This is a genomic window from Gammaproteobacteria bacterium (genome assembly GCA_019748175.1).
In the GTDB taxonomy this organism is placed as follows: domain Bacteria; phylum Pseudomonadota; class Gammaproteobacteria; order JAIEPX01; family JAIEPX01; genus JAIEPX01.
Genome location: JAIEPX010000014.1, coordinates 110,867 through 123,657, shown reverse-complemented (window position 1 = coordinate 123,657; position 12,791 = coordinate 110,867). Strand labels below are relative to the sequence as shown.

15 protein-coding genes and 1 other RNA gene are annotated in these 12,791 nt (G+C 38.4%); 9 read left to right on the top strand and 7 right to left on the bottom strand.

All coding sequences use genetic code 11. The features are described from left to right. Nucleotide 1: 1 nt before the first annotated feature. Complete coding sequence (gene pepP / locus K2X50_07740; GenBank protein ID MBX9587136.1) at nucleotides 2–1,330, bottom strand: Xaa-Pro aminopeptidase; 1,329 nt, start codon at nucleotides 1,328–1,330, stop codon at nucleotides 2–4. A gap of 445 nt (nucleotides 1,331–1,775) precedes the next feature. Between pepP and K2X50_07735 the strand changes: the two genes are divergently transcribed. From K2X50_07735 to K2X50_07705, 7 genes are all read left to right on the top strand, one after another. Beyond that, nucleotides 1,776–1,982 carry a hypothetical protein gene (locus K2X50_07735; protein MBX9587135.1) on the top strand — a complete coding sequence of 69 codons (207 nt, stop codon included), beginning with the start codon at nucleotides 1,776–1,778 and terminating at the stop codon, nucleotides 1,980–1,982. Further along, nucleotides 1,975–2,289: a cell division protein ZapA gene (locus K2X50_07730; protein ID MBX9587134.1), complete on the top strand. Its 315-nt coding sequence runs from the start codon at nucleotides 1,975–1,977 to the stop codon at nucleotides 2,287–2,289. The genes K2X50_07735 and K2X50_07730 overlap by 8 nt, the downstream gene beginning before the upstream one ends. Nucleotides 2,290–2,379: 90 nt before the next feature. Continuing rightward, nucleotides 2,380–2,559: non-coding RNA, 6S RNA (gene ssrS / locus K2X50_07725), on the top strand. Nucleotides 2,560–2,561: 2 nt separating this feature from the next. Continuing rightward, nucleotides 2,562–3,167 carry a 5-formyltetrahydrofolate cyclo-ligase gene (locus tag K2X50_07720; GenBank protein ID MBX9587133.1) on the top strand — a complete coding sequence of 202 codons (606 nt, stop codon included), beginning with the start codon at nucleotides 2,562–2,564 and terminating at the stop codon, nucleotides 3,165–3,167. Nucleotides 3,168–3,185: 18 nt separating this feature from the next. Beyond that, the gene (locus K2X50_07715) at nucleotides 3,186–3,800 is read left to right on the top strand and encodes a rhomboid family intramembrane serine protease (GenBank protein ID MBX9587132.1); all 615 of its coding nucleotides are present in this window, start codon (nucleotides 3,186–3,188) and stop codon (nucleotides 3,798–3,800) included. Next, entirely contained in the window at nucleotides 3,797–4,201 is a 405-nt protein-coding gene (locus tag K2X50_07710; protein ID MBX9587131.1) for a peptide chain release factor-like protein, read from the top strand. The genes K2X50_07715 and K2X50_07710 overlap by 4 nt, the downstream gene beginning before the upstream one ends. 127 nt (nucleotides 4,202–4,328) lie before the next feature. Then, complete coding sequence (locus K2X50_07705; GenBank protein ID MBX9587130.1) at nucleotides 4,329–5,639, top strand: alpha/beta hydrolase; 1,311 nt, start codon at nucleotides 4,329–4,331, stop codon at nucleotides 5,637–5,639. 146 nt (nucleotides 5,640–5,785) lie between these two features. Here the strand turns inward: K2X50_07705 and K2X50_07700 are convergent, their stop codons facing one another. After that, nucleotides 5,786–6,766, bottom strand: a complete 981-nt coding sequence (locus tag K2X50_07700) for an NmrA family NAD(P)-binding protein (GenBank protein ID MBX9587129.1) — start codon at nucleotides 6,764–6,766, stop codon at nucleotides 5,786–5,788. A 149-nt stretch (nucleotides 6,767–6,915) separates the two neighbouring features. On the opposite strand from K2X50_07700, the gene K2X50_07695 reads away from it, so the two are divergent. Both K2X50_07695 and K2X50_07690 read left to right on the top strand, forming a co-directional pair. Next, complete coding sequence (locus K2X50_07695) at nucleotides 6,916–7,809, top strand: AraC family transcriptional regulator (protein ID MBX9587128.1); 894 nt, start codon at nucleotides 6,916–6,918, stop codon at nucleotides 7,807–7,809. Nucleotides 7,810–8,152: 343 nt separating this feature from the next. Then, complete coding sequence (locus tag K2X50_07690; GenBank protein ID MBX9587127.1) at nucleotides 8,153–9,676, top strand: Fic family protein; 1,524 nt, start codon at nucleotides 8,153–8,155, stop codon at nucleotides 9,674–9,676. Between the two features lie 144 nt (nucleotides 9,677–9,820). Here K2X50_07690 and K2X50_07685 read toward each other — a convergent pair whose 3' ends face one another. The 5 genes from K2X50_07685 to K2X50_07665 form a co-directional block, all read right to left on the bottom strand. Beyond that, a complete protein-coding gene (locus K2X50_07685; GenBank protein MBX9587126.1) occupies nucleotides 9,821–10,135 on the bottom strand; it encodes a hypothetical protein in 315 nt (104 codons plus the stop codon). 326 nt (nucleotides 10,136–10,461) lie between these two features. Then, on the bottom strand, nucleotides 10,462–10,605 hold the full coding sequence (locus K2X50_07680; protein ID MBX9587125.1) for a hypothetical protein: 144 nt from the start codon (nucleotides 10,603–10,605) through the stop codon (nucleotides 10,462–10,464). 274 nt (nucleotides 10,606–10,879) lie between these two features. Next, nucleotides 10,880–11,392, bottom strand: a complete 513-nt coding sequence (locus K2X50_07675) for a GNAT family N-acetyltransferase (GenBank protein MBX9587124.1) — start codon at nucleotides 11,390–11,392, stop codon at nucleotides 10,880–10,882. A 20-nt stretch (nucleotides 11,393–11,412) separates the two neighbouring features. Then, nucleotides 11,413–11,835: a GNAT family N-acetyltransferase gene (locus K2X50_07670; GenBank protein ID MBX9587123.1), complete on the bottom strand. Its 423-nt coding sequence runs from the start codon at nucleotides 11,833–11,835 to the stop codon at nucleotides 11,413–11,415. Nucleotides 11,836–11,999: 164 nt separating this feature from the next. Next, complete coding sequence (locus K2X50_07665) at nucleotides 12,000–12,737, bottom strand: hypothetical protein (protein MBX9587122.1); 738 nt, start codon at nucleotides 12,735–12,737, stop codon at nucleotides 12,000–12,002. Nucleotides 12,738–12,791 lie beyond the last annotated feature (54 nt).

Genomic DNA, 12,791 nt, shown 5'->3' with positions numbered 1-12,791 from the left:
TTTATCGAGCCTCTACAGTCTGACCGGCAATAATCGCCTCAATCTCTTCAATAGTTTTTGGAATTTGCGCCGTCAGCACCTCGTGCCCCGTAGGCGTCACTAACACGTCATCCTCAATTCGCACACCAATATTCCACCATTTTGGATCAACTCCTGGCTCTCCTGCACTGATGTAAATACCAGGTTCAACCGTGAGCACAATGCCTGCGCCTAATGTGCGCCATTCGCCCTTAATTTTGTAAGCCCCCACATCATGAACATCTAAGCCTATCCAGTGTCCAATATTGTGCATATAAAAAGGTGTATACGCCTTATCTTGAATTAATTGATCGACCTTACCCGACAAAATTCCTAAACGAACTAAACCTCGAGTAATTATGTTGACTGCTGTTTCTTGAAGATGATCCCATCGAACGCCTGGGGAAACTTTTGCTATAACTGCAGTTTGAGCTTCCAAAACAAGTTCATAAATTGCTTTTTGTTCGGGCGAAAAACGTCCATTCACCGGAAGTGTTCTGGTCACATCACTTGCATAACATTGCCACTCACAGCCTGCATCAATGAGCACTAGATCACCATCGAGCAACGGCGCAACATTATCTCCGTAATGCAATATACAACTATTCGCACCACTACCTACGATTGGAGGATACGCTTGCTCACGCGCACCATGACGAATAAATTCCGCCACAAGCTCAGCTTCTAACTGGTATTCAAAACTATTCGGACGCACAGTTTGCATCGCACGAAGATGGCCATGCGCAGTAATTGCAGCTGCTTTTCGCATTAATTCTATTTCGTGAGCCGATTTATGAAGCCTCATTTCATGCAAAATAGGTCTTAAATCCATTAATCGGTCTGGCGCTTGCACACCAGTTCGCACTTTAGCTCGCAAATTGGCAAGCCACTGTATAAGCTGACTTGAAAGAGGATCAGAAGCTTCCAACAAACTATAAACCTGACCATGATTAGCCAATAATTCAGGCATTTTTTCAGCAAGGGATCCAATCGGATAGGCTTCATTGGCGCCATATTCCTGACATGCTCGCGTTTGTCCGATAATTGGACCCGTCCAGCGTTCGCGCACGGGATCAGGTACTTTGCAGAATAAAATCATGTCATTTTTAGTAACACCACGTCGCAACACGACTATAGCATCGTCTTCTGGAAAGCCTGTCAAATAATAAAAATCGCTGTTTTGACGAAATGGAAACATCACATCGCTATTGCGAACTTGCTCTTTCGCACTCGAGAGAATCACTACACTCCCTGGTTCACACTGATCCAGTAACTGCTGCCTTCTTTGAGCAAACGCTGATCGATCTATCATAAATTAAACCCACTTTTTAAAACTGATAGTTACATTATATCACTCAATGGAGGTCCTCGCACAGCATCTCCCGGTTAATGCGGAAGAAGCTAGAACAACAACTTGACCCTTTGAATGAAGATCACTAAGATAAGCCATTGATTAATTTAGAGCCAAGGTACTTGATTCTTTTTTTCTGTTGGGCATGATGCTAAACAGAGTGTAAAAAACTTGAGTAGCTACTCAGAATGCAACTTGAGAATGGTTAAACGCTCAGATTTTAGTCAAGGTCGCTTCAAAAACGGGATTAAAAAGCGGAGTCTACTCATGTACATGAGCATTTTTAATCCCATTTTTGACGCGAGATTGGCAAAATATGAGTGTTTGTCTCTAGTTGCAGAGTAGTTGCAAACTTCATAGACTGGACTTTACAGGTAGTGTTATTTGAACAAAGAGGTCATTTAGGATGAATGATGTAGATCTGGCTAATTTAGATCAACGCATTGAGGCGCTGCTTCACGATCGGCGACATTTGAAACTGGAAAACCAAAGTTTGCGCCAAAAATTATTTCGCATGACACAAGAACGCGCACAACTACAAGACAAAAATTTAATAGCTGCAAGCAAGATTAAACGTGTTCTTTCCCAACTTAGGAGTGACATCAATGAATGATATAACTAACACAGGCAATACTGTTACCGTGAAATTATTAGGGCGCGATTTTCAAGTGAAATGTCCACCTGATAAAGTAGTAGATTTGCAAAATGCTGCAGTATATCTCGATTCACAAATGCGGGAAGTTGCAAATAGCGGGAAAGTTCAAAGTCTCGATAGAATTGCTGCGATTGCCGCATTAAACGTTGTTTACGATTTAAAATCAGAAAAAAAACAAAGCCATAGTTTTATGGAAACTATTAGTAATCGAATTCAAAATCTTCACAACAAAATTGAAAAAGCACTCGCAGAAGAAACTGCTTAAATTGGTTGAGTATTGACCCAGATATAAGAACAACAGAAAATGAGTAGAATTACGGAGTGGCAAAATTCCGAAAGTTGAGCTAGAATTAAATTGCCTCTCTGGTATACGACAAGCGGGCAGTTATTCTTGAACCGTTACTGCGTAAGACTCGGGGTTTGTATAGTATCGCGGTGTGCATGTCCTTCACTGGAAAGCCTAATTCGATACCGATTACCCCACCTGAACCAAAGGGTTCAGAATAGTCGTTCGCACCGGTACCACGGAGGCAAACCATGAATCTTCTAACAAAAAGCGCCGTTCGATCCACCATTCTCGCTAAACGGCGAGCCTTAACCTATGACGAAATTCATCATGCCAGCCAAGAAGCTTGCGAGCGCCTTATCAGCACATCGCTTTGGCAACAGTCTGAACATATCGCTTTTTACATCGCTCATGATGGCGAAATCGACCCTACACCCCTGATAGATTTAGCCACATCACAAAATAAAATTTGTTACCTCCCTGCGCTCGCAACTACCGATCTTAAACATTTGGTTATAGTGCGCTACGAACTTGAAGACATACTCATAAAAAACCGCTATGGAATTCCTGAACCACTACAAGATGAACATAAAATCATTGCACCAGAAAAATTAGAGCTTGTGTTAGTACCACTTGTGGCTTTCGACACAACAGGAACACGACTTGGCATGGGCGTTGGCTATTATGATCGAACCTTTGCATTTTTAAATGAACCCAATCAGACTAGACATCCGCAATTGGTAGGTTTCGCGTATGATTTTCAACAACAAGATCATTTAGAAGGCGATGCATGGGATGTGAGACTCGATTGGATTGTCACTGATGAAGAAATCTATCATACTCAAAAAAGTGAATAAGTTAGAAAAAGGGTTTTTATGAACGATATTATTGCAAATTTAACGGCTCTCATCAACGCAATGGAAGTCAATTCTTTTTTCCTTTTAACCGCTATTGCGATAATGTGGGTTATCAATTTTGTGAATTGGTGGGTTCTTGGTTCACGATTAAATATCTTCGGCGTATATCCTCGTCGTTTGTGGGGATTAATCGGCATTCCAGTTTCTCCTATTTTACACGGACATTTTAATCACTTATTTTTTAATACTTTCCCTTTATTCATTTTGGCAAATCTTGTATTTCTAAAAGGATTTGCAATTTTTTATTTTGTGACTGCATTCATTGTAATCGGAAGTGGAATTGTAGTTTGGATTATTGGACGACCCGCTTTTCATTTAGGCGCCAGCGGACTCATTATGGGTTACTGGAGTTATCTCATTATTCAAGCCTATAATGAACAAACCATTATGTCGCTCGTATTAGGCGCTATTAGTTTGTACTATTTTGGTGGACTATTACTCGATTTATTTCCTGACAAACGCGAAGTCTCTTGGGAGGCTCACTTATCTGGATTTGCAAGCGGCATTGCTGCCTATTATTACGCGCCACCTCTCTTACTACATTATGGCGCATTATTTGGAATATCAAAATGATCACACTGAATAAGTGGAAACAACTCAATAATCAAATGCAACAACTTAACATTGCTGATTCTGATCTTGTTGAAAAATTTATCATAGGCTCTGGACATGGCGGACAAAAATTACAAAAAACGGCCTCATGTGTTTATTTGAAACATATTCCTACTGGACTCGAAATAAAATGTCAAAAATCACGCATGCGCGAAGAAAATCGTTTTCATGCTCGCCGTCGACTCATTGAGAAAATCGAAGAACAACTTTTTGAGAAAAAAAGCCAACATCAACAAGAGGCTGAAAAAATCCGCCGCCAAAAACGCCGCCGCTCACGACGTTCAAAGCTCAAAATGCTCGCCGATAAAAAACAACATGCCGGAGTCAAAAAACTACGAAAAACTCCCAGCGGTGAAGATTAAAGACCTCACATCGTAGCCCCCACTTTAAGCCCCCCCTAAAAGCCTGTCTCGCCTGCCTTTCGAGCGCCCCTAATAACCCTATGAAATGTACTATAATTACCATAGGCATAGGATGAGAGGTAATAGTATGAGTCATGAGAAAGGCGCGGGGAAAGAACCTCCAAAAAGAAAGAATAAATTAGAACAATTAGCGGGTGAAAAACCACCTGGACCGACTGCTGTACATTCAAACGAAAACAATGCGGATGCACTATTAGGCAAAAGAGAACGAAGCCCAAGAGCCCAAGCAGATGTCTCACAAAGAAGTAAACTTGCTCGCATGGGACTTCCTGAATCACAAGCAGCCACTTCAGAAGAAAGTCCCAGAGCAGATAGTTCCGGATCCAAAAAAAGTAAACAAGAACGCATGCTAGGAGAGACAACCACAGAAACTTTTGTCGATCCAAATTACACCGAAAGCAAATCAACTGTAAATCTCGCATCAGTCGTTATAGGAAGAATAATTTGTTCTGTTATATTAACGGATCGCCCAACGATTCCAGACGAAACCTTCAAACAAAATTTATCTGTGGTAAGTCAGTTAGCTGGAGATCCAAAACATAGCCCTCTTACAATCATCACGGAAGACGGCGCAAGAGTCTCGGGTCTAAAAGTTGAAGCAGACCCACCAACAACTAAAACTATTATAGCTTTTCAAGGTCAAAAAGGAAATTTTCAAGATCAACAACAATTAGAACGTGTTTTTGAAATTGCTCGAGAGACGGGCTGTAATGTTGTCGCCTTTAACTACAGGGATAATCCAAGTTCTAAACAGCATTTTATAAACGATGCATTGACAACAACAAATTATGTGACAGATCGCATGGGCGTGAGCCCTAAAGACATTTCATTTTATGGCGAATCTTTTGGAGGAACAGTAGCAGCTGAAACCGCCTTACAACTAAAAAATAATTCAGAAAAAGAGGTTAAAGTTGTTTTATTCAGAACACCTAAATCTCTAGCTGATGCAGTTAAAATGATTGACCTTGAAGCTTTGTTAAAAAAACCTGCGATGGCACTTTTACAAGAAATAAAAACAAAAATTGGCGAAACACAGCTTGTTAAATATATTCTGAATAAAGGTATCAACGGTGATTTTGAAGCACAAGAAGCGGTAATGCAACTAAACCAAGATAATGTGAAATGCGTACGAGTTGAAGGCGATCCTATAATACATAAAAAAGCGAATGTCGAACACAAGAACATGTCAGTGTGCACAACAAAAGAAGATGACAAACATAACGCTTCACCCTCTTCATTATCTGATAGGTCAACAAAATGGGTAAGAGCGGGACAAAACGCGACTCAAGAACGACAAAACGGATTTGATTTACTTCGTGAACACTCTAATCCTGGATTCAAACAACAACAACAGGTTGTTTCAGCGGCTAAAAAATAGGTGGGAGCATAAAACTTTGTTATTGAAATTTTCATAATTCATTGATTATAAAAATGTAAAGATCCGAGCTTTGAATTTACTATTGAACTATAATGAAGGCCAATCTCTTGACCTTCATAAAGTTTTTTGCAGGAATGCGTTAGCTCTTAATTATTAGATAGGTTAAGACTTTGCATTATATTAAGTGATGATGACTCTACAATATCTATACTTACATTTTGCACTTTTCTAGCCTTCTCAAATACTTCAGCGGGTGAGGTTGTGCCAGCAATATGTTCAGTGCCGGGTACACCAAAATGAATCCATCCTGAATTAAAACCATCCATTGCTTCTTCATAAGCCTTAGTTGTACCTGGCGCTAAACCAAATGATTCCATTTTAGTTGCCCATTTTTCGCGAGAAACAGCCACTGCTTCAATTTGCTTGCCGAGCACCACGCTCATGTCACGAGCAAGATCGTTTGGACTTATCGGAGAACCAAGTTCCACGATTTTATTACCATGCCACCCTTTAACTAATAATCGAGCCACTTCTTTGCCGATGTCATCAGTTGCAATCATTGGAATGGCACGCTCTGTTGGAGCCATGAAGAATTCAAGCTTACCAGTTAAAGCTATCCACTTCATGCCATGTGTATAATTTTCAATGAAACTACCTGCTCGAATAAATGCTGTTGGAATTGATAGATTACTGAATGCTTGTTCAAGCAAATGAGTGGAAGTTATAACCCCAAGCTTGCTAGTTTGCTCTGACCCTATTGAAGACAACACTACTAGTCGTGGTGGTGATGCTAAGCGAAGAGCTTCGCTAAAACCTGCAATCATTTTTTTTGAAAAGTCTGACGAGTAAACTAATGTAGGAGGCAACATTAAGTAAGCTGCTGCAACACCAGTCATAGCTTTCGCGAGAACTGCTGAATCATTGAAGTCTCCCTGGCGCACATCAACGCCCTGACTAGACCATTCAACAGCTTTATCTGGATTACGGCACACAGTGCGTACTTTATGTCCTGCAGCGAGCAATTGACGTGCGGTAGCACTCCCAACATTGCCAGTAATTCCTGCTACAAAAAATACACTCTGACTTTTGGCGAAAAATGCGCTCTCAGATGGTTCTTTTAAAAACATAATATTACTCCTTTCGTTTGTGGTTGAGATTGTGTAACAAAGCAAAATTAGTATATTGCTGCGTTTGTAGAAAGTGAATTCTCAAAAGTCTTTATTTATTGCCTAATAATCTGCGGTGAGCTAAAATGACTACATTTGTAGGGGTTGTAATGCAAAACTTGCCTTCTGATTTAGCTATGCTAATCAATCTTACTTCTCCTAAAGAAGGATTGAATGAATTACCTGTTCCAAGTGTGCACTGCATAAAAATCTCTCAGCCGTCGCAATATTCGAAGCATCGCTGGTGGCCATCTTTTGGTATTGTTTTACAAGGTTATAAAGAACTAATGATGGGCCGTGACGTTTATCACATACAAGCAGGGCATTACATCGCGACTCCTATTGAGCTGCAAGTTACTAGCAGAGTTCGTTTAGTATCTTCAAAGCAGCCATTTTTATCTTTAGTTATGCGCATTGATCCACTCATGCTTAGCGAATTATCTGCTCAACTAGAACAAGACAGTTCGCAAGATATAAAAAATTCTGTACGTGCAATTTTTATCGGAAAGGCCAGTGATAAAATGATGGAAGTTGCAATTCGTTTAGCAAAACTTATACAAGCACCAGAGGATGCAGCAATTATTGGACCCTTGGCCATCAAAGAAATGCTGTACCATTTATTAAAAAGTGAAGATGGCCCTATCATTCGACAGTCCGTGCGCTCTGGCAGCATTATGCATAAAGTATCTCAGGCAATTTATACCTTAAATTCTGAATTGAGTCATGATATCAATATAGAAGCTTTAGCAGAAGAAGCCAACATGAGTCGCTCTGCTTTTTTTAAGCACTTTAAAAAAATTACTGCAATGAGCCCAATTCAATATCAAAAACGTCTGCGTTTATTAGAAGCAAGACGCTTAATGATCGATGAAGCTAAAACTGCCGAGACTTCAGCTTTTACAGTTGGATATAAGAGTACTTCACAATTTAACCGAGAATATACACGTATGTTTGGCAGTCCTCCTTTACGAGATGCAAAACGATTGGCGATTCGGCACACTTGACCACTTTGACCTCGCAGTTAAGTTCCAATAGTTTTCTCGCCAGGCCGCAAATAAAACCAATTTCCTACACCTTCAATTGCATATCTACTTCCCTTTAATAATTGGCGATGAAAGAATCCTTTTTGCATTGATTAATCTCCGAGAAACGCGGGCAAGCACTTCCTAGTAAGCCTACTCGGAAACCAACAAAGGGCCTAGTAGATCTACTAGGCCCTTATTGGCTTCTAAGAATTGTATATAACACTAACATTACTTTAGAGTTTGACGATAGCATTATTTTAGAGTAAAATAGAAGCATCATTTTAGAGTAATTGCCTTTAAGCAGAACTAGGAGCCAATTTGAATGGCAAAACCATTTCACAAACTATTAGCCGAATCGCTAACCCGCGCTGAAGAGATGAGCAAAGACGGTATTGTACGCACTGAAGCAATATCCAGGGTGGATCGTGAACGACTTCAGAAAGGTGGCTGGTTAATGCCAGTTGCTTCGGGCTGGTATTTACTTTGTTCACCCCAAGCAAAGGAAGGCGAAAGCACTGTTTGGTATGCAAGTTATTGGCACTTCATTGCTCAGTACCTGAAATTCCGTTTAGATGATGATTATTGTCTGTCTGCTGAATCGTCTCTTGATGTACACGTAAGTAGCACCGTTATACCAAAGCAACTCATTGTTATGACAAAATATGGACCAAATCAGACAATCTCATTACCATTCGAAGTCAGCATCCTTATTTATAAAGATAGAAAAAAATTTCCGCAGGAAGTTGAAACCAAAGATAATATAAGGGTAATGCCTATCACTTTGGCGCTCTGCCGTGTGTCAAATACATTTTTTGAAAAGGATCCAATTAGTGCTGAAATTGCATTGAGTTTGATTCGAGACCCAAGTCAGCTTAATACAATTTTATTGGACTCTGGCGCGGTAATGGCTGCAGGAAGATTGGCAGGCGCGTATCAGCACATCGGTCGTGAAAACTTCGGCGAACAAATAATTGGTGCGATGAATGCAGCCGGCTATGATGTAAAATCGACTAATCCATTTTTGTCTAGCCAAAAGACTTTTTCAGTAAAAGAATACATGACTTCACCATACAAGGCGCGAATAATAAGTATGTGGAGCGCATTACGTGAAAATATTATCAAAACATTTCCACAGAAAGCGTATACTAAATACAAAATTGATGATCTCATAGATAAGATCAATGAGATCTACGTGAACGATGCGTATCACTCACTTTCCATAGAAGGTTATCGAGTATCGAAAGAACTCATTGTAAAAATTAGAGATGGGAATTGGAATCCAAATAATAATGACTTTGACAGAGATCAGCGCAATGCGATGGCTGCTAAAGGTTATTACAATGCCTTTAACGCTGTAAAAAATAGTATCCGAAAAATTTTCGCGGGAGACGACGTTGCCAAGACAATTAAGCATGATCTGACAATTTGGTATCAAGAGTTATTTTCACCATCGATAGAAGCAGGATTAATCGAGAGAAAGCAATTGGCTGGTTACCGTAACGATAGGGTCTTTATTCGAAATTCTTTGCATACTCCGCCTCCAAAGGAAGCAGTATTGGATTGTATGGAAGCGTTTTTTCAATGTTTGTCTAACGAAGACAATCCAGTCGCACGTGCAATTTTGGGCCATTTTATTTTCGTATTTATTCATCCGTATATGGATGGTAACGGTCGCATCGGGCGTTTCATCATGAATGTTTTATGGGTAACTGCTGGTTATTCGTGGACAATCGTTAGAGTAGAATCGAGAAGACAATATATGGAGTCTCTTGAAAAAGCATCTGTTAACAATGACATTATTGATTTTAGTAGGTTTCTTGCTCATGATATGTCAGTAAAGTGGTAAGACTAACGCATTAACTTAAACCACGACGCTTTAACTAAGAACTACCAGCAATAACCGAAATATATGAAAAAAATTTTCTCATTGTAAACTTTTGAGTTAAATCAATACGATAAATCTGACAAATTGATATCACTCTCATAGATATTACTTTCGAGACTTCTGATTTTTCACAAACTCAGAAAATTTTTTCTCGAAATCTTCTAACGTTTCGCATATTTTATCATATAACTCTTTGATTTCAGGACAATCTTTTTTTATATCTTTATATAACGGCAATGGTTTATATAGAACGAAGTGCTCCACTTCCCAATACTTACCAATCAACATTGGTACAATCTGAATCTCACACCCAATATTTTCGTTTTCTTTAATTTTTCCTTGATATTGAAATCCATAACGGAAGGTTTCATCCATATTCCAACTAAATTCTTTTTTTATTAGCTCATTAATATACGTCATTTTATCACCAGGAAATACCTAAATACGAAGACCAACTAAATCGGTTAAATTATTCAAAGAATGATCATGATTTTTATTTGAAAACTCGCTTTTCTTAGACCCCTCATGATTTCGACCACGATCTTCTACTTTCAGCTTAGAAATTGAACTCTTACATGTTTTTATTCTGGATGTTATATCTATACGCTCATGTTCTTCAAGATTGAAATTTAATTATTTTAATTTCCACCTAACTGTTGAAACGAGCAAAGATTCAATTTTTCTCAACTGAGGTAGAATCTCATCATATTCACCTCGTATTTTATCCTCTATCTCTTCTTGCTTCGTCATTGAATATCCTGAAGAATTTCATTTAATTGTCCAGCGGTTGGTACTGTATTAAAATAAAACATCCATTCATATTTATTTTCTTCACTTATCTTATCTTTTAACCATTCTTCAGGATTGTCATCAACAGCTTCCTTCTTCACTAAATATTTTTTTGTATGTCTATTGTAATATAAACCTCGCAGAAAATGATACCTATAACCCTCTTTTTTAAGATCTCACTCTTTGCGCTAGAAATCCACATATAAACTTCTCCGTTGGAATCAAGTTGGCTATGATTTCAGTATAGAATACTTTTTGAATATTTCAAGACACGACGAAGGATAGTCATACATTATCCTTCATAACCATCCGCGGTCTTATAAAATTATAACATAGCTATGTTATAGATAACTTTAATGTTGGCAGATACAAAGGTTAAGCAACAATAAATTTAAGAACGATATTTTCGTGGGGCTGAGGCTCTTGGATAATTTTTCTTTCTTCTGAATATTTATTATTCGTATAGCCAGCAATAACTTTTTTCCAAAATGCTATGGCTGGGATATTATCTGGCATTTGCATTACTTCCCAAGTTCCTGAAAATTTCTCAAATATCTGTACAGCCACTTGGCGACCAACACCTTTTCCTTGGTATTTACCGACAATAAAAAACTGTCCCATGTTCCAATCAACATCGGATGTTGTACCGATTTTATCAATTAGCACAAATCCTGCTAACTCACCATCGACTCTTATCAAAAAAGGATAATGATCTGGTTTCCAGTAATTACTTAAATCAAGCGCTTCGTAGAGGCCGTCTTCGGGAAATGACCAGTCAAAAAGACTATAAAATCCGCAGGATTTTGATAAGTCATAAGCATAGAATCTTGCCATGTTTTGTATAACAGGCACTTTATCAACCGGAGCTTCAAGTATATCAATTTTCATAATGTATTCTCATACTGTCTTCATGTTAAGTCTTTCCGTAGAAAATAAAATATTGAGTCTTTATCAAAACCTTTACGTTCAAATTCTACGGTGAAACCCAACTTTTTATAGAAATCGAGAGCCTCCCAATCCATCGTGTTCACCGTCATAAAATGACATTCATTTTCCATACCTATACATTCTGCCTTTTGCATAAGCTTCGTTCCATAACCTTGTCCACGCAACGATTCAGCAACCCAAAGAGTGTCGACAACGAGACAGCCATATATGAAACATCCATTACACCCACCGACAATGTTGTCGTTTTCATCTTTGATGAAGTACCCAAAGAAACTAATTGGCTTTAAGTCGCGTTTGGCTATCATATGCTCTTTTAGGCCATCATATAATATCTGAATATCTTGATGCCTTGGATCAGATTCATAGCTGATAGTATATTTCATAATTTGCCCATTAAATTTTTCGTGAAATAAAGCACGAAATCATCATCCAGATAAAACTTACCTTCATAATAAACTAGCTTATTCTTGTTATATAGCCTTTGCCATAAATAATTAATTTCGTTTCATTTATATCTGTACCTTACAAATTACATCCGAACTGATGCTTACCACCTCTTATTTATGGAATCAGGAGACTTTATAGGAAAATGAGCAGAGCCATAACTGGATAATTTATTTATTTCGTTTTTTGACCTAAATAAAAGCTTGTTGTTATCTCCGTATAAAGATATATCTTCATTTGGCTTAAAAGATAAATTAACACCATCGTTAGTCTTTAAAACCTTTATCGCGGTCCATCGGCCATTCCCGGAATACACTTCAGCGCCATTTGACTGAATGTTTTTTAGTAATGAAGGATTAGTATCTTGTGGCGTTAATTTAACTGAAGTAGACATGTGAATTCTCTTAGTTTTTGGCTTATCTTGTATTACATAGAACGCACTCTCTCCCTTTCTTTTACTCCCTACAATTGTTGTAGCTTCAACTTGTAATTTATATATACCACCCTCTGTAGGTGGCAATGTAAATGTCGGCTCAAGCCCATCTTCATTAAAAATGACATCATTACCTCTGATTACTTTCCAGCTCGCGGAAGAGATATTTTTTCTAGGAAATGAATCATAAAATTCCATATCAAGACCTATTTGCTCTCCAGGAAATAAATTAATTATTGGTTCCAATGAATCAATCCGATGCCATTCGAGATAATATCCGGGAATCAAGTTTAGCCAAATAGCAGCTAACCGAAAAGCGCTAAAGATCGTAAAGCATACACATAACATAGCTAAAATTTTGTATGTCGTACTTTCTTGGAGCCTTTGCACACATTTAGAAAAACTCATTACTATGTTTCCTTAGTAAATCCTATAATAACATTCGTCTCACATAATAAATAG

Excerpts from the sequence above, each read along its gene's own strand:
- K2X50_07710 (MBX9587131.1), top strand. The coding sequence starts at position 3,797 with ATGATCACACTGAATAAGTGGAAACAACTCAATAATCAAATGCAACAA.
- K2X50_07720 (MBX9587133.1), top strand. The coding sequence starts at position 2,562 with ATGAATCTTCTAACAAAAAGCGCCGTTCGATCCACCATTCTCGCTAAA.
- K2X50_07695 (MBX9587128.1), top strand. The coding sequence starts at position 6,916 with ATGCAAAACTTGCCTTCTGATTTAGCTATGCTAATCAATCTTACTTCT.
- K2X50_07735 (MBX9587135.1), top strand. The coding sequence starts at position 1,776 with ATGAATGATGTAGATCTGGCTAATTTAGATCAACGCATTGAGGCGCTG.
- K2X50_07690 (MBX9587127.1), top strand. The coding sequence starts at position 8,153 with ATGGCAAAACCATTTCACAAACTATTAGCCGAATCGCTAACCCGCGCT.
- K2X50_07705 (MBX9587130.1), top strand. The coding sequence starts at position 4,329 with ATGAGTCATGAGAAAGGCGCGGGGAAAGAACCTCCAAAAAGAAAGAAT.
- K2X50_07675 (MBX9587124.1), bottom strand. The coding sequence starts at position 11,392 with ATGAAAATTGATATACTTGAAGCTCCGGTTGATAAAGTGCCTGTTATA.
- K2X50_07665 (MBX9587122.1), bottom strand. The coding sequence starts at position 12,737 with ATGAGTTTTTCTAAATGTGTGCAAAGGCTCCAAGAAAGTACGACATAC.
- K2X50_07670 (MBX9587123.1), bottom strand. The coding sequence starts at position 11,835 with ATGAAATATACTATCAGCTATGAATCTGATCCAAGGCATCAAGATATT.
- pepP (MBX9587136.1), bottom strand. The coding sequence starts at position 1,330 with ATGATAGATCGATCAGCGTTTGCTCAAAGAAGGCAGCAGTTACTGGAT.
- K2X50_07730 (MBX9587134.1), top strand. The coding sequence starts at position 1,975 with ATGAATGATATAACTAACACAGGCAATACTGTTACCGTGAAATTATTA.
- K2X50_07715 (MBX9587132.1), top strand. The coding sequence starts at position 3,186 with ATGAACGATATTATTGCAAATTTAACGGCTCTCATCAACGCAATGGAA.
- K2X50_07700 (MBX9587129.1), bottom strand. The coding sequence starts at position 6,766 with ATGTTTTTAAAAGAACCATCTGAGAGCGCATTTTTCGCCAAAAGTCAG.
- K2X50_07685 (MBX9587126.1), bottom strand. The coding sequence starts at position 10,135 with ATGACGTATATTAATGAGCTAATAAAAAAAGAATTTAGTTGGAATATG.